The sequence below is a fragment of the Serratia sp. 14-2641 genome (genome assembly GCF_001692375.1).
GTDB lineage: Bacteria > Pseudomonadota > Gammaproteobacteria > Enterobacterales > Enterobacteriaceae > Chania > Chania fonticola_C.
In genome coordinates, this window is record NZ_LXKR01000008.1 from 65,171 (window position 1) to 80,981 (window position 15,811).

Annotated in this window: 18 protein-coding genes; 8 read left to right on the forward strand and 10 right to left on the reverse strand. The window is 53.9% G+C overall.

All coding sequences use genetic code 11. From position 1 onward, the window contains the following. Positions 1–129 precede the first annotated feature (129 nt). Complete coding sequence (locus A6U95_RS05140) at positions 130–1,209, reverse strand: linear amide C-N hydrolase (RefSeq protein ID WP_065683729.1); 1,080 nt, start codon at positions 1,207–1,209, stop codon at positions 130–132. Positions 1,210–1,318: 109 nt separating this feature from the next. Here A6U95_RS05140 and A6U95_RS05145 point away from each other — a divergent pair, with 109 nt between their 5' ends. Further along, positions 1,319–2,206, forward strand: a complete 888-nt coding sequence (locus A6U95_RS05145) for a LysR family transcriptional regulator (protein ID WP_065683730.1) — start codon at positions 1,319–1,321, stop codon at positions 2,204–2,206. Between the two features lie 43 nt (positions 2,207–2,249). Here the strand turns inward: A6U95_RS05145 and fdnI are convergent, their stop codons facing one another. From fdnI to fdnG, 3 genes are read right to left on the reverse strand one after another with little or no spacing between them, the layout of a single operon-like run. Further along, positions 2,250–2,891, reverse strand: a complete 642-nt coding sequence (gene fdnI, locus A6U95_RS05150; protein ID WP_024527855.1) for a formate dehydrogenase-N subunit gamma — start codon at positions 2,889–2,891, stop codon at positions 2,250–2,252. Beyond that, entirely contained in the window at positions 2,878–3,771 is an 894-nt protein-coding gene (gene fdxH, locus A6U95_RS05155) for a formate dehydrogenase subunit beta (RefSeq protein WP_024527856.1), read from the reverse strand. Before fdxH ends, fdnI begins: the two co-directional genes overlap by 14 nt. A 12-nt stretch (positions 3,772–3,783) precedes the next feature. Next, a complete protein-coding gene (fdnG, locus tag A6U95_RS05160; RefSeq protein WP_139102327.1) occupies positions 3,784–6,831 on the reverse strand; it encodes a formate dehydrogenase-N subunit alpha in 3,048 nt (1,015 codons plus the stop codon). 467 nt (positions 6,832–7,298) lie between these two features. Here fdnG and A6U95_RS05170 point away from each other — a divergent pair, with 467 nt between their 5' ends. Continuing rightward, positions 7,299–7,688, forward strand: a complete 390-nt coding sequence (locus A6U95_RS05170; protein WP_065683814.1) for a hypothetical protein — start codon at positions 7,299–7,301, stop codon at positions 7,686–7,688. Positions 7,689–7,730: 42 nt separating this feature from the next. Here the strand turns inward: A6U95_RS05170 and A6U95_RS05175 are convergent, their stop codons facing one another. After that, the gene (locus A6U95_RS05175; RefSeq protein WP_065683732.1) at positions 7,731–8,114 is read right to left on the reverse strand and encodes a hypothetical protein; all 384 of its coding nucleotides are present in this window, start codon (positions 8,112–8,114) and stop codon (positions 7,731–7,733) included. Between the two features lie 137 nt (positions 8,115–8,251). Here A6U95_RS05175 and A6U95_RS05180 point away from each other — a divergent pair, with 137 nt between their 5' ends. Next, positions 8,252–8,713: a hypothetical protein gene (locus A6U95_RS05180; protein ID WP_139102328.1), complete on the forward strand. Its 462-nt coding sequence runs from the start codon at positions 8,252–8,254 to the stop codon at positions 8,711–8,713. A gap of 54 nt (positions 8,714–8,767) precedes the next feature. On the opposite strand, the gene A6U95_RS05185 is transcribed toward A6U95_RS05180, so the two are convergent. Next, entirely contained in the window at positions 8,768–9,151 is a 384-nt protein-coding gene (locus A6U95_RS05185) for a hypothetical protein (RefSeq protein WP_065683734.1), read from the reverse strand. A 74-nt stretch (positions 9,152–9,225) separates the two neighbouring features. Beyond that, a complete protein-coding gene (locus A6U95_RS05190; protein WP_021181835.1) occupies positions 9,226–10,089 on the reverse strand; it encodes a YicC/YloC family endoribonuclease in 864 nt (287 codons plus the stop codon). A 126-nt stretch (positions 10,090–10,215) separates the two neighbouring features. Between A6U95_RS05190 and rph the strand changes: the two genes are divergently transcribed. Together rph and pyrE are read left to right on the forward strand one after the other, a co-directional pair. After that, on the forward strand, positions 10,216–10,932 hold the full coding sequence (rph, locus tag A6U95_RS05195; protein ID WP_037376445.1) for a ribonuclease PH: 717 nt from the start codon (positions 10,216–10,218) through the stop codon (positions 10,930–10,932). Between the two features lie 92 nt (positions 10,933–11,024). Beyond that, entirely contained in the window at positions 11,025–11,666 is a 642-nt protein-coding gene (pyrE, locus tag A6U95_RS05200; protein ID WP_024482926.1) for an orotate phosphoribosyltransferase, read from the forward strand. A gap of 34 nt (positions 11,667–11,700) precedes the next feature. Here the strand turns inward: pyrE and slmA are convergent, their stop codons facing one another. From slmA to coaBC, 3 genes are all read right to left on the reverse strand, one after another. Further along, positions 11,701–12,297, reverse strand: coding sequence for a nucleoid occlusion factor SlmA (gene slmA, locus A6U95_RS05205; protein ID WP_021181838.1), 597 nt, complete (start codon positions 12,295–12,297; stop codon positions 11,701–11,703). 257 nt (positions 12,298–12,554) lie between these two features. Next, complete coding sequence (gene dut, locus A6U95_RS05210) at positions 12,555–13,013, reverse strand: dUTP diphosphatase (protein WP_039996197.1); 459 nt, start codon at positions 13,011–13,013, stop codon at positions 12,555–12,557. Next, positions 12,991–14,208 carry a bifunctional phosphopantothenoylcysteine decarboxylase/phosphopantothenate--cysteine ligase CoaBC gene (coaBC, locus tag A6U95_RS05215; RefSeq protein WP_065683735.1) on the reverse strand — a complete coding sequence of 406 codons (1,218 nt, stop codon included), beginning with the start codon at positions 14,206–14,208 and terminating at the stop codon, positions 12,991–12,993. Before coaBC ends, dut begins: the two co-directional genes overlap by 23 nt. Before the next feature lie 183 nt (positions 14,209–14,391). Between coaBC and radC the strand changes: the two genes are divergently transcribed. From radC to rpmG, 3 genes are all read left to right on the forward strand, one after another. Next, positions 14,392–15,075: a DNA repair protein RadC gene (radC, locus tag A6U95_RS05220; protein ID WP_024527869.1), complete on the forward strand. Its 684-nt coding sequence runs from the start codon at positions 14,392–14,394 to the stop codon at positions 15,073–15,075. Positions 15,076–15,340: 265 nt separating this feature from the next. Continuing rightward, on the forward strand, positions 15,341–15,577 hold the full coding sequence (gene rpmB, locus A6U95_RS05225; protein WP_004931195.1) for a 50S ribosomal protein L28: 237 nt from the start codon (positions 15,341–15,343) through the stop codon (positions 15,575–15,577). Between the two features lie 11 nt (positions 15,578–15,588). Further along, complete coding sequence (rpmG, locus tag A6U95_RS05230) at positions 15,589–15,756, forward strand: 50S ribosomal protein L33 (RefSeq protein ID WP_004392084.1); 168 nt, start codon at positions 15,589–15,591, stop codon at positions 15,754–15,756. Positions 15,757–15,811 lie beyond the last annotated feature (55 nt).

Consider the following 15,811-nt stretch of genomic DNA (forward strand, 5'->3'; position numbering starts at 1 on the left):
TCATTACCCGCATGACGATTAGAACAAAATACTTTGGGCGAGAGTTATGCGTTCAGATTATTGCTGGCCATCGGCGGCCAGCAGCGTTTGATCGTGAAATTACCCATATTGAAAATGTGGGATTGAGCGCTATTTCGCCTGGGTTAACACGTTACCTTCCCAACCCTGCTGGGCATAGTCGTTAAGATGGGCGATCTTACGCACCGGCTGCCCTTGGCTGAAGTTGATGTCATGCAGCGGAACCCAGATCTGCGAGGCCGCAAAGGCCGACTTGAAGTGATACTCCGCATGGCTCAGATCTGAAATCGCCGTCCAGTAAGTCCCGATGCCTTTGTTTTGGTCCGGGCGCTTGCTGTATTTGGCATACATGTCGGTGACCTTTTGTTCGCTTGGCTCTGCTGGTGAGCCGATCGGGTAAGCCACATTATTAAGCACCGATAAGATGAAGCCCTGTGCCTGGTTTTTATTGTCCGGCTGCGGCAGATTTTTCAAATCATAGCTGGCGCGCACCAGGCGCTCATCCGCTTCCAAGCCACCAGGGATCTCGCTGCGCTTGGCATTCTGGTACTTGGCCAGGTTTTTGAGTTGTTGGTCGTAAGAAGGGGGATTGGTCATCACCCGATAATTTTTGTCGTGATAGATGTTCACTTTGCCGTTATCGATCTCGATGATGGCCGAGTCACCACTAACGTCTTCGATCGCGATGTGTTTGGTATCCGAAGCGTAATCGATAGGCATATGGGCGGCGGCCAGGCGCACATCGCTACGGATGGCTTTAACCGCTTCCTCAACGGTGGCGTAATTATCCAGGATATAGCTCAACCAGGCGCGGCTTTCGATCACCGGCTTGTCCTGATTGTCCTGCTGCACCTGGTTGCCGTTCATATAAAACAGCGTATGGCCCGCTAGCCCCTTTTCATTCATACCGTCCATGGGGAACACGCCATCGGCGTAAACCACGACGCTGCCGTATTGGGTTTGCCACTGGGCGGCGTTCTTCGCATTCCCACCGTTATGCGCAATCCCGCGTGGCGTGATCACCAGTGAGGGATCTACCGGCCCGAAGAAATCCAGATTACGGGCGCTGACCATATAACCCGGGTACATATTCATAAAGGCGCGGGTGCAGGCTTGCGCCCCGGTTGCCAGGCTGGCGCTGAGTGCAGCACCCACCAGTAGGGCTGATACGCTATGTGTGAGCTTCTTCATGGTTATTTTCCTTACCTGAATGAGGTGAACAAAATAATGGTAAGCCTGCTAACACATATCGTAGAGTGGATGAACGGGGGGAAATCCCCCGCAACTTCGTGGAGGAGAGATGGGGAAGATAGGCTTTTCCTTGGCGCAGATTGAAGCTTTTGCCAGCGTTTGTGAAACTGGCAATCTGACTCAGGCCGCCAAGCGATTGGGGAAGGATCGCACCACCGTCAGTGAACTGATCGAAAATCTGGAATTGGATCTGGGCTATTCACTGTGCGATCGGCGTACCCGTCCGCTGCAACTGACCGAGGCGGGCCAACGCCTTTACCGGCAAGCGCGGCTATTTTTGCAGGAGGCAGAGGCGCTTAGCCTGCTAGCTCAGCATATTCCACAGCAGGTGCGGCAGAAACTGACGCTGTGCTATGACCCATTTACTCCGCGCGCTTTTTTAACCGAACTGGCGATGTTTCTGGGCCAGCGTGGCATTCAGCTTGATTTGCTGATGATGGAGCGTGGCGAGGGTGAGCAGGCGTTGGCAGACGATGTGGCGGATATTGGCGTTTATCAGGCGATCAACCGTTCGATTGGCGAAAAATTTAAGTGGCGAGCCTTGGGGGCCATTGAGTTGGCCGTCTATGCTCGTGAGGGTTTTTTCCCCGCTGGCAGCCCTGTCACCTTGCTGTCGTTGGCATCAAGTACCCAACTTATTCCCTTTAATGACCTGCCTGAGCCGATGGCGAAACGCCTGCAAATCGCCGATCGCATCCAGGTCGTCAATGAACCGGCTTTGCTGCAAACATTGTTAACCGCCGGGCTGGGATGGGCATTCCTGCCAACGCATCTGAACATGCAGCACTTGCCGCAGGTAGAGCGGCTCGATACGGAATTGGGGAAACAGGGGTTGATGCACCCCATGGTGGCACTGTGGAAGCCTGGGGCCAATAGTGAATTGCTGAGCCTGATCGAAAGCATGCAGCAGATCTTTGATGGTTCAGTGGTAGCTTGAGGAGATAATCGCCCCCTCATTCGAAGGGGCGAATTTCAACGGGTTACCGCTCGTCTTTCTGCTCTTCAGCCTCGACCTTACGGTACCAGCGGGGGTGATGCTTCTTCGCCCAGCGGCGGCTGACCTTGCCTTCAATCATGCCTTTGATCGAGCCTTTCACCCAGAATGCCATATACATATGGATCAGAATGGCGTGGATCAGGACGATCGCCGACGCGGCGTGGATCAACAGCGCATAGCGGATCACCGGGATCGGGAAGTTGTGGGCGAAATAAGGGCGCCAAATGATAATACCGGTGATCAACAGCACGAAAATCATGCTCATGATGCTCCAGAACATCATCTTCTGGCCGGCATTGTATTTGCCGACGTCAGCAACCTTATGCTCATTGCCCTTCAACACTTCCACGATGCCTTTGACCCACGGCAAGTCCTCTTTCTCGGGGATGTTATGCTTCACAAAGCGGAAGAACATAAACATCAGCGCGATAAAGATCAGCACGCCAAAGAAAGGATGCAGGATACGGCCCATCTGCGGCGTACCAAAGGTCTCGGTCAGCCATTGTAGCGTTGGGAAGAACAGCGCAATGCCCGACAGCGACACCAGGAAGAAGCAGATGACTACCGTCCAGTGACAGGCCCGGTCGATAAACTTGGTGCGAACGATCATTTTACTTTTGCTCATGATGGTCCTCCTCGTCTTCATCATCCACTTCCTTGTTCGGGCCAATGCCGATGTAGTGGTAAATCAAACCGGCAAAGGTGGCGATAAAGCCTGCCACGGATAAGGGTTTGAGCACGCTTTTCCACAGCCCGATCGACAGATCGATATGCGGGTCTTTTGGCAGATTGTGGTACAGCTCGGGGTTATCGGCATGGTGCAGTACGTACATCACGTGGGTGCCGCCAACACCTTGCGGGTTATACACGCCCGCATGCTCAAAGCCGCGTTTCTTCAGCTTTTCGACCCGCTCTTGTGCCACGTCCAGCATTTCTGCCTTGGTGCCAAAGTGGATAGCACCTGTCGGGCAAGTCTTCACACAGGCCGGTTCCTGGCCCACGCTGACGCGGTCAACGCACAGGGTACATTTGTACGCCCGGTTGTCTTGCGGGTTCAGTCGTGGAATGTTGAACGGGCAGCCGCTGATGCAGTAACCACAGCCGATGCAGTGCTCGGACTGAAAATCCACGATGCCGTTGGCATATTGGATAATCGCGCCAGCAGACGGGCAGGCCTTCAGGCAACCTGGATCTGCGCAGTGCATGCAGCCATCCTTGCGGATCAGCCATTCCAGCTTGCCGTTCTGCTCCACTTCCGAGAAACGCATCAGCGTCCAGGATTTGGCACTCAGATCGGCGGGATTGTCATAAACCCCGACGCAGTGGCCCACTTCATCGCGAATGTCGTTCCATTCGGAACAGGCCACCTGACAGGCCTTGCAACCAATGCAGGTGGAAACGTCAATCAGCTTGGCGACCTCAACCTTGTAATCACGCGCTTGCGGAGGCGGTGTCAGGGTGTTGGTGGCCGAACGTTTGATAATGTCTTGGGATTGCATGGACATAAATTCGGCTCCTTACACCTTTTCCACGTTAACCAGAAACGCCTTGTATTCCGGCGTTTGCGAGTTGGCATCGCCGACAAACGGCGTCAGGGTGTTGGCCAGATAGCCTTTGCGGGCTGCCCCTTCAAAGCCCCAATGCAGTGGAATACCGATGGTGTCGACATCCTGCCCGTTAACCTTCAGGGTTTGCAGACGTCGGGTCACCACGGCTTTTGCCTTGATAAAGCCGCGTTTGCTGCTGACCTTGACGGTATCGCCTTGCTCAATCCCTTTTTCCTTCGCCAGACGTTCACTGATTTCCACGAACTGTTCCGGCTGCATGATCGCGTTAAGGCGCGCGTGCTTGGTCCAGGTGTGGAAATGCTCGGTCAGACGATAGGTGGTACCGACGTAAGGGAACTCGGATTTGTCACCCATGCGCTTGGCGTCGGACGGATAGAGACGGGCCGCCGGGTTGGAGATCACGTTTGGATGCAGTGGGTTGGTGCCCAACGGCGTTTCAAACGGCTCGTAGTGTTCCGGGAATGGCCCTTCGGCCATTTTGTCGAGCGCAAACAGCCTGCCAAGCCCTTCCGGTTGCATGATGAACGGCCCAACGCCGCTGCCCGGGGCGGCGGTGTTGTAGTCTGGAATATCATTCCCGACCCACTTGCTGCCGTTCCATTCAATCAGCATGCGCTGCGGATCCCAAGGTTTACCCATTGGATCGGCGGAGGCGCGGTTGTAGATAATGCGGCGGTTTAGCGGCCATGCCCAGGCCCAGCCCAGCGTGTTGCCCAAACCGGACGGATCGCTGTTATCACGGTTGGCCATCTGGTTGCCCTTGCTGGTCCAACTGCCGGTATAGATCCAGCAGGCTGAAGCCGTGCTACCGTCATCGCGCAGCATCGCGAAGGAATCCAGCAACTGGCCTTTTTTCGCCAGCAGATTGCCGTTGGCGTCATACAGATCTTCCAGCGCGTAGCCGTTGCTGTCTTTGGCCACTTCCTCGGATTCAGGGTGATCTGGCCGTTCATAGTGCCAACCCATCTTCAGTAACGGTTCGACACCTTTACCGCCCTCGCTGCCATACATCTGGCGCAGGCGATGGTACAGACCGGCCAGGATCTCGCCGTCGGTAATCGCTTCACCTGGGGCATCGCCGCCTTTCCAGTGCCATTGCAGCCAGCGGCCGGAGTTGGCGATCGAGCCGTCTTCTTCGGCAAAGCAGGTGGAGGGCAGCCGGAACACTTCGGTTTGGATCGACGCGGTATCGACATCGTTCTTCTCGCCGTGGTTTTGCCAGAAATTGGAAGTTTCCGTGACCAGCGGGTCAATGATCACCAGATACTTCAGTTTGGCCAGTGAGGCGACCACCTGATTCTTGTCCGGGAAGGAGGCGACCGGGTTAAAGCCCTGGCAGATATAGCCGTTGACCTTATTCTGATCCATCATCTGGAAGTACTTCATGACGTCGTAGGACTGATCCCACTTCGGCAACCAATCAAAGCCCCAGTTATTCTCTTTCTGAGCAGCGTCGCCATAGAAGCTTTTCATCAGGCTGACGAAGAATTTGGGGTAATTGCTCCAATAGTTAACTTGGCCAGGTAGGGTGGCCTTTGGCGTATTGGCGGCCATATAGGAAGCCAGATCGGTCTGTTTATCCGAAGGTAGCGTCAGGTAACCCGGCAGGCTGGTGGACAGCAGGCCAATGTCGGTCAATCCCTGAATGTTGGAGTGACCGCGCAGGGCGTTGATGCCACCACCCGCCATGCCCATGTTGCCGAGCAACAACTGGATCATCGCCATGGTGCGGATGTTCTGCGCGCCGACCGTGTGCTGGGTCCAGCCCAGGGCGTACAGGAAGGTGGTGGTTCGGTCTGCTGCGCTGGTGGAAGCCAGGACTTCACACACTTTCAGGAAATCTTCCTTCGGGGTGCCGCAGATGTTTTCCACCACTTCTGGCGTGTAGCGGCTAACGTGTGCTTTCAGCAGGTTCCAGACGCAACGCGGATGCTGGAGCGTATCATCACGCAAGGCATAGCCATCTTCACCAAACTGGTAGTTCCAGGTGGTTTTGTCGTACTGACGTTTGTTTTCGTCATAACCGCTGAACAACCCGTCTTCAAACGTAAAGTCATCCCGGACCAACAGGTTGGCGTTGGTGTAATGCTTGACGTATTCAGCGTTGATCTTGTTGTTGGAAATCAGGTACAGCAACACGCCCGACAGGAAGGTAATGTCGGTGCCGGAGCGGATCGGCGCGTAGATATCGGCGACCGAAGCGGTACGGGTAAAGCGGGGATCGACGACGATTAACGTGGCGTCGTTGTTGTTTTTGGCTTCCATCGCCCAGCGGAATCCCACCGGATGCGCTTCAGCGGCGTTGCCGCCCATCACCATCACAACGTTGGCGTTTTTGATATCAACCCAGTGGTTGGTCATCGCACCGCGACCAAATGTTGGAGCAAGACTTGCTACCGTTGGTCCGTGTCAGACACGCGCTTGGTTATCAACTGCCAGCATGCCCAGCGATCGGACAAACTTTTGTGTCAGCATGCCGGTTTCGTTACTGGCCGCAGAGGCGCATAACATCCCGGTGGAGAGCCAACGGTTTACCGTCACGCCAGCGGCGTTGGTGGCTTCGAAGTTGGCATCCCGGTCATTTTTCATCAGCCTGGCAATGCGGTCAAAGGCCTCATTCCAGCTGATACGCTGCCATTTATCTGAACCCGGCGCGCGATACTCAGGGTAACGCAGGCGGCTATCGCTGTGGATATAGTCCAGCAGGCCGGCGCCTTTCGGGCACAGTGCCCCGCGGTTTACCGGGTGATCCGCGTCGCCTTCGATATGGAAAATCGTCGATTTGGCGTTTTTTGCCCCATCGCCCAGGCTATACATCAATAAACCGCAGCCTACGGAACAGTAGGTACAGGTGTTGCGGGTTTCTTTGGCGCGCAATAATTTGTAGTTGCGCGTTTCCGCTAACGCAGCCTTTGGCGCGAAGCCTAATGCTGCCACCGTGGTCCCAGCCATCCCGCCAGCGCAGATTTTAAAAAACTGTCTGCGATTGACGTCCATTGCTTTCCCTAATGCTTATCAGTGGTTTTTTAGTCATGGCAAACTAACAGTAATAACCCAAGCGTTATTGAGGGAAATCAACATAAGGGAGAGTTAGCGGGAAAATACTCCTTAATAAGTAGCCAGCGGTGCGGGGAGTAATCCTTAATTTACCGCCATCAGCTCAAATTCGGTAAGTGGTTAATTTAAATTATTAATTTCAAGTGAAAACTATCTGTGAATATTGTAGATAAACCTGTTTCACTGATTGCCGGGAGAATTATCGACGGCATTTACTTATCCATTTCCGAATGGGTATGGTTTTTAAGTGGTTATTTTCTTGAAAGAAATAGAGTTAATTTGGAATTTGCTTCGCAAAGTTAATACGCGATCCGATCGAATCGTTGAATAGTTCGTTTTGCAAGCAACAATAGGTGGGGAACTAGCCGCGAGAATGACGGATAGATTTTTTAAGGACGGAAATCATGATGCAGACCTACCTGACGTTGCGTGCGTTGGCGAGGGGGATTAACCCAGAAACGGGGGAGTTTTTGAATCACACCTCGCTGGTTCATTCCCCAGAGACGATCCGGATGCTGTTTGCCCTGGCGGATGAGTTTTACGCCGAGCGAGAACGGGTGAAAAAGGCAAAGTTATCGCCCGAGGAGCGGCGGCAGAAAAATATTGCCGAGGGTAGGCCCGCTAACTTCAATTTCCCCTGGTCGGAAGACGACAGGAAGCTATTGGAGGAAGGCTACAGCGGTGGCAAAACGATAGAGGCGTTAAGCGTGGAGCTTGGGCGTTCACTGCGCGGCATTGCGGTTCAGCTTGAAAAGATGGAGCTGATCACCGAAGAGCAGGCCGCCGCTTATAACTGACCGGGTTAAGCCTCCCTTCTGGAGGCCACTTGTCCGCTAGCTTCAATCTACCGGCGAGGTGGGTAGGCGAACGATGTCCTGATTGTCGTTACCCATCCAATAGACGCCTTCTTTTGCCCAGAAGGGGCCTTCGACAAAGTCGAGCAGGCCGGAATACTCTTCGTAGAGCTGCTTGCCGTTTTTGTCATAAACCCGCATGTAGCCCGAGTAATGCCCGCCATCGCCAGGCATGGTGAAGCGCGGAATAAACTCGAAGGTTTTATAATTGCGCACTACATACTGCTGGTTAGGGCTCCACTCTTCGTATCGCAGTGTCCCTTGTTTCCACCACAGGTAGCTGCCAACAATGGCCGCCACCAGGATCGCCAGCGCTGCCCAGCGCTTACGCTCGCGTACCAGAGTTTCCTGGCTTTTTATTTTTGGCATTTGTATGCTTTCCTGAGGGGGGGATGTTCATTTTTGCCGTCGTCTATTAGCAAACCGCTCTCACCTATCTTGCCGGAACGACTATTGTAGTGGTAATGATGAGCCGGAAAAACAGAACTTGTGATGCCGGGGGTAAAGTGAACAAAGTTGCAGCAATAAAAAAGGTATTTGGGGAATCTATGGGAGCCACATTGGTTGGTTACTCTACCGCAGAGATCTTTTTTGACCAGTGGGAGCCATGGAATGATTTACCTATCAGGCTGGTGTTTGATAACGGACAGATAATAGCTGTCGCTTGGTCCAAGTTCGATGATCTGTGGCCTTCAAATGATCTATCGTTACCCTTCGATATCTATGATAGTCAGGTTCGCTGGGTTGAAAACGCGATTGAAGATGTTAACCCGTTGCTCGGTGGCGTTATCTTATCGGTTTCTCTTGGACAGGGTTACCTGGAAGTAGAAGAGCAAAAAACTCCCTTGGACTCGCGCCTCATCATTGAAACCGATCGGGGCGTGATGGAAATCTTCAATGCGCTTGATGAAAATGGATATGCTTATCTCTCCACCCGCCCACAAGATCTAACGCAGTGTGTACCTTAACGTTATTCCGGCATACCAATATCGCCGCTTTTCAACATGTGGGCTCGATAACCGCTAGATATTGAGCATACCTTCCCGCAGCAGAGCCAAGACAATATCCATTTGATGATTCGGGGCCTTTTTGGCGTCGGCGACCACTGCCCACAACTGTTTTTTATCAGGTTCACCGCCAGCTTGAAGAAGTGCTGCTGCATCAACTGCATATCTTTTATTAACATTTCCCTTTCTAACGCCATAATCGCCAGCAGGAATGCCGATAATCAGCCCTTCCTCGCTGAGCCCAAGAAATGCGTTACGTGGACACCCCTTCACTCTGGACGGTTTTTGAATGGGGTAATACTCCATCATCGTTTTATCCCATTCTTGACGCATATCGAGTGATGATTTTCCTTGGTTTTTTCTTACCGTATCAACGGCTGCCTGCGCATATTTGGACATAGGAACACCTCGATTGGTGATATTAAAAAGCCCGCGGTTATGCGGGCTCTCTGTTCAATGATGACGCTTAAAACTTACTCGATATTCTGAATTTGCTCGCGCATCTGCTCAATCAACACCTTCAACTCAATGGCTGAGGTAGTCACTTCGGCATTGATCGACTTGGACGCCAGCGTATTCGATTCGCGGTTGAATTCCTGCATCATAAAGTCGAGGCGACGGCCAACGGCTTCCTTCTTCTTCAGGATGTTGTGCGTCTCTTTGACGTGCGCTTCCAGGCGGTCCAGCTCTTCGGCGACGTCGATACGCTGTGCCATCAGCACCAGCTCCTGCTCCAGGCGAGTGTTTTCCAACTGCACTTGGGCTTCTTCCAGCTTGCTGACCAAACGTTCGCGCTGCCATTGCAGGATATTAGGCATCTGGGCGCGTACTTTGATCACTTCGGCGCTCACGCCGTCGAGGCGTTGCTCGATCAGGGCTTTCAGCGCGGTGCCTTCGCTTTCGCGTGCCACGATGAAATCATCCAATGCGCCTTCCAGCGCCTGCATCAGCTCATTGCTGATGAGGTCCAGATCCTGTTCCTGAGCGGACATCACGCCCGGCCAGCGCAGGACGTCGATTGGATCGATTTCCCCTTCGTCGCTCTGCATTTTGACCCAGTTGGCGGCTTCAACCAGCTGCTTGGCCAGTTTTTCGTTCAGGATCATCGAGCTTTGCGCGCTTGGGTCGAGCTCAAAGCGCAGGTTGCACTCCACTTTGCCACGTGTCAGGCGGCCACGGATACGCTCGCGGATCACTGGCTCGAGGCTGCGGAACTGCTCAGGCAGGCGGATGTAGGTTTCTAAGTAGCGTTGGTTAACGGAACGCAGCTCCCAAGCTGCGCTGCCCCATTCACCCTTGATTTCACGCCGGGCGTAGGCGGTCATGCTGCGGATCATTGTGCGTACCCGTAAATAGGAAAAGATGGAACGATTATAGCGTTGCACCTGCGGGCAGGATAGGCATAACGTCACGAAGCCCGTATAATGCGCAGCCAAACGTTAATAAGAAGCCGGAGAGAGCCCATGCGTCCTGCAGGCAGAGCACCACAACAAGTTCGCCCCCTGACACTGACCCGTCACTACACGAAACACGCTGAAGGTTCAGTGCTGGTTGAGTTTGGCGATACCAAAGTTTTGTGCACCGCCACGGTAGAAGAGGGCGTTCCGCGCTTTTTGAAAGGCCAGGGGCAAGGGTGGATCACCGCAGAATACGGCATGTTGCCGCGTTCGACCCACAGCCGTAATGCCCGCGAAGCGGCCAAAGGCAAGCAGGGTGGCCGTACGTTGGAGATCCAGCGCCTGATCGCTCGTTCACTGCGTGCCGCGGTGGATCTGAAAAAGCTCGGTGAGTTCACCATCACTCTGGACTGCGATGTGCTGCAAGCCGATGGCGGTACCCGTACCGCTTCTATCTCCGGAGCCTGTGTGGCACTGGCCGATGCGCTGAATGCGCTGGTTGCCGCCGGTAAACTGAAAGCCAACCCGATGAAGGGGCTGGTGGCGGCGGTTTCTGTCGGCATCGTTGGCGGCGAAGCGCTGTGCGATCTGGAGTATGTGGAAGATTCCGCCGCAGAAACCGATATGAACGTGGTGATGATGGAGGATGGCCGCATGATCGAGGTGCAAGGCACCGCCGAGGGTGAGCCGTTCAGCCACGATGAGCTACTGGCGCTACTGGCGCTGGCCCGAGGGGGCATCGAAACCATCTTCCAGGCGCAGAAAGCGGCGCTGGCAGACTGATTTTTAAAGGCGACCAAGCAGTCGCCTTTTTTATGCCCGGAAATCGGGCTGCAATAGAACTAAAGTTACCGACCAAATTAGGAGAAGCAGTAATGAAAGCCTACCAGCGCCAGTTTATCGAGTTTGCGCTCCGCAAGCAGGTATTGAAATTCGGCGAGTTCACCCTGAAATCCGGCCGTACCAGCCCCTATTTCTTCAATGCCGGCCTGTTTAATACCGGGCGTGATCTGGCGCTGTTAGGGCGTTTTTATGCCGAAGCGCTGGTGGATTCCGGCATCGAGTTCGATCTGCTGTTTGGCCCAGCCTACAAAGGTATCCCGATCGCGACCACCACCGCAGTGGCATTGGCAGAACATCACAATCTCGATGTGCCTTATTGCTTCAACCGTAAGGAAGCCAAGGAACATGGCGAAGGCGGCACGCTGGTAGGCAGCCCGTTGCAGGGCCGCGTGATGCTGGTGGATGATGTGATCACCGCCGGGACGGCCATCCGCGAATCGATGGAAATTATCAGTGCCCATAACGCCAGCCTGGCTGGTGTGCTGATTTCTCTCGATCGTCAGGAGCGTGGCCGTGCCGACATTTCTGCGATCCAGGAAGTGGAGCGTGATTATCACTGCAAAGTGATCTCGATTATTACGCTCAAGGAGCTGATTGCTTATCTGGAAGAGCAGCCGGAAATGGCCGAAAGCCTGGTGGCAGTGCGAGCCTATCGCGAGCAGTACGGGGTTTAAAATAATAGCGCCGGGTTCAACCCGGCGATATTTGTTACTGTAGTTGTGCCGCTAATAGCGGCCAGCGGGCATCGAAATCCTGCGTTGGGCGGTAGCGGAATTCAGAGCGAATATAGCGCGACAGCATCCCTTCACAGAAGGCCAGGATCTGGCTGGCCAGCAAGGTCTCATCGACGATAAAGCCCTTTCCTTCCCGGAGCTTACGTTCCTTCAACACCTGACGCAGTTGCGCTTCAATACGCTCGAACAACTGGTTGATCCTGCCCTGAAGGCGATCTTGCTCAAACATCAGCGCGTGGCCGGTCATGATCCTGGTCAGGCCTGGGTTGCGCTCTGCAAACCCCAGAACCAACAGCACAATCAGGCGTAGGCGGTTGAACGTCTCTTTTTCATCCTGCAAGATCAGGTTGATGCGCGTTATCAGGCTATCTTCAATAAACTCGATCAGGCTATCAAACATCCGCGTCTTGCTGGGGAAATGCCGATAAAGGGCAGCCTCAGAGACACCAACGTTTGCGGCAAGCTTGGCTGTGGTAATGCGCTGGCTGCCGTCGCTGGATTCCAGCATCTGGGCTAACGCCTGCAATATCTCCTCACGCCGATTCCTTTTGGTATTTTCTTTTTCTGCCATGTTTGATTAGACCCTTGCTAAAACGGCTTATCCCCTCAATCTCTTCGGGTATAGATTTGCGAAAACCCGCGCACCGGCCGTTGCAGAGTAAACTCTGTGCGGCTTATAAGATCGCTGTTGTACGGTGTAATGGCTAACAGGTCTTTCAGACCCTTATTCTCCGTGCGTTACTCTCAATTGCCAGACCAACCGTGCCACATTGCAAGCGGCGCGGTTGCAGGCGCCATCCCTGTAAATCATTCGGTTACGGTCAGGTTCTATTGGCGACCAGAATGGCCAAAACCACCGGTACCCCGTTCGCTGCTATCGAACTCTTCCACCAGATTAAACTCGGCTTGCACTACCGGCACAAATACCATCTGCGCGATGCGTTCACCCGGCTCGATAGTGAAGGATTTCTGGCCACGGTTCCATACGGACACCATCAGCTGGCCCTGATAATCGGAATCGATCAGGCCAACCAGGTTACCCAGCACTACGCCGTGTTTATGGCCCAGACCGGAGCGCGGCAGGATCACTGCAGCAAGACCGGTATCGGCGATGTGGATGGCCAGGCCGGTAGGCAGCAGGGTGGTTTCGCCTGGTGCCAACTCAACCGCGCTGTCCAGACAGGCGCGCAGATCAAGCCCGGCAGAGCCTGGGGTGGCATAGGTTGGCAATGGGAAATCTTGACCGATACGTGGGTCAAGGATCTTAACGTCGATTTTTTTCATCATAACGGCTGACTATCTCGTCTAGTAAACGTTGGCCAAGGAGTGCCTTGTCGCTATGCGGCAGGCGCTTGTCTCCATCCTGCCAAAAAAGATGCAGGGCATTGGTATCACTGTTAAAACCGTGCTCTGCAAGCGATACATCGTTAGCGCAGATTAAATCCAGTTTTTTACGCAGTAGTTTTTGTCGCGCATATTCTTCCACATTCTGGGTTTCAGCCGCAAACCCGACGACAAAGGGACGATTTTTGCTCATTGCGGCAACGCCCGCGACAATATCCGGATTCTTGATCATCTTGAGGATGATTTCATCACCCTGCTTTTTGATTTTCTCATCGGCAATCTGTTCTGCCCGGTAATCCGCCACGGCGGCGCAGGAGATAAAGATGTTCTGCTGCGCGGCGTACTGTTGTACCGCTTGCTCCATTTCCAGCGCGCTGACGACATCCACACGGGTTACCCAAGACGGTGTAGGCAGGCTGACCGGCCCGGCGACCAACGTGACTTGCGCACCGCGAGCGGCGGCGGCCTTGGCGATAGCAAAACCCATCTTGCCGGAGCTGTGGTTGCTGACGAAACGCACCGGATCCAGTGCCTCACGGGTGGGGCCCGCGGTGATCATAATCTTTAAATGTTGCAGATCCTGCGGCGCAGAGAAATGAGCGTTAGCCCGTTCCACTATCGCCAACGGATCCAGCATGCGGCCAGGCCCGATATCACCACAGGCCTGGCTCCCGCTGTCTGGCCCCCACAGCAGCACACCACGCCCTTGTAGGGTCTGTAGATTGGCCTGAGTAGCGGCAGCGCGGTACATCTGTTGGTTCATGGCCGGTGCTGCCGCGATCGGGGCATCGGTAGCCAGGCAGACCGTGGTCAGCAAATCGTTGGCCATGCCGGCGGCAACGCGGGCCAGCAGATCGGCGGTGGCCGGGGCCAGGATCACCAGATCGGCCCATTTGCCCAATTCAATATGGCCCATGGCGGCTTCTGCTGCGGGATCCAGCAGATCGTCGAAAACCGGATAGCCGGAAACGGCCTGCAGCGTCAGTGGGGTAATGAAGGCTTTGGCAGCGCTGGTCATCACCACTCTTACCTCGGCGCCTCTGTCGCGCAGGCGGCGCACCAGCTCAGGGCATTTGTAAGCGGCAATACCGCCACTGATGCCAAGCACAATATGTTTGCCGGAAAGTCCCGTCATCATGATTGTCCGATTGAAATCCGAAAGAGGCGAACATTTTAGCATAACCGCCGCCAGGTGGAGCGATTCTGCTGTGTATGCAGCCAGTTACATGCGGGTTTTCGTAACACTTCGCAATATTATCAATCACCTGTCGCACGATGAAATTCCCCGTGACATGCTGCTGTAGCAGGCAGGGAGGTGGCAATGAGCAATCAGGATATGTCGTTATGGCCTGGGGCTTTGGCACCCAGGGAAAAATTGATGCGTGATGGCGCAGCGGCGCTCTCCGATAGGGAGCTGTTGGCAATTTTCTTGCGAACCGGGCTACCTGGGGTTCACGTCTCACAGCGGGCCGAACAGTTGCTGACGCACTTTGGTTCGCTGTATCACCTGGTTTCGGCGGACTACGAACAATTTCATAGTCAGAAAGGGTTGGGGATTGCCACCTATGCGCAGCTGCAGGCAATTTCCGAATTAGCCTTCCGGCTGTTTTCCGGCCCCCATTTGTTGGAAAACGCGCTGCTGAACCCGAAAATTACCCAGCATTACCTGCACAGTTTGCTGGCTCACCATGAGCGAGAGGTGTTTTTAGTGTTGTTTTTAGACAATCAGCACCGGGTTATTCGCCATCAGGAGATGTTTGCTGGTACCATCAACAGCGTCGTTGTCCACCCAAGAGAAATTGTGCGTGCGGCGTTGAAGGCTAATGCAGCAGCCCTCATTCTGGCGCATAATCACCCTTCGGGTAAGGCTGAACCCAGTCACGCCGACCGTTTGATAACCGAGCAAGTGGTTAATGCTTGCCGATTATTGGAGATCCGAGTGCTCGATCATTTGGTGATAGGCCGGGGTGAATGCGTCTCTTTTGCCGAGCGCGGATGGCTATAAGCAACTTTTTCGCGATCCTTGAGGGATCTTTAGCTGTTCGGGACTTGAGCACTTACGCTTCAGAGCGTATACTACGCCACCTTTGAGAATCTTGGGTTTGGCGTTAAGAGCCTATCTCAGCAGGTTTCCAACCTGATGTGAGGTTTCTGACCTGATGACGAGAGTCTCCTCAGTATGAAGTTTGCTGAGATGGGCTCTAAAAGCCTGACGAGGCGGCCATACCCTATACGAAGCTCGAGCTGATTTGATTTTTGGAGAATAAGACATGTCACGAGTCTGCCAAGTTACTGGCAAGCGCCCGGTGAGCGGTAACAACCGTTCCCACGCAATGAACGCGACCAAACGCCGTTTTCTGCCTAACCTGCACTCACACCGTTTTTGGGTTGAGGCTGAGAAGCGCTTTGTAACTCTGCGTGTATCTGCTAAAGGTATGCGTGTTATCGATAAGAAGGGTATTGAGACGGTCTTGGCCGATCTGCGTGCCCGTGGTGAGAAGTATTAAGGAACTGCATCATGGCTAAAGGTGTTCGCGAGAAGATCAAGCTGGTTTCTTCTGCTGGTACTGGTCACTTCTATACCACCACGAAGAACAAGCGTACTAAGCCGGAAAAATTGGAACTGAAGAAATTCGATCCAGTTGTCCGTCAACACGTGATCTACAAAGAAGCTAAAATTAAATAATTTTAGTGGATTAATGAAAACCCGGCCTAGGCCGGGTTTTTTCATTTTATAGGGG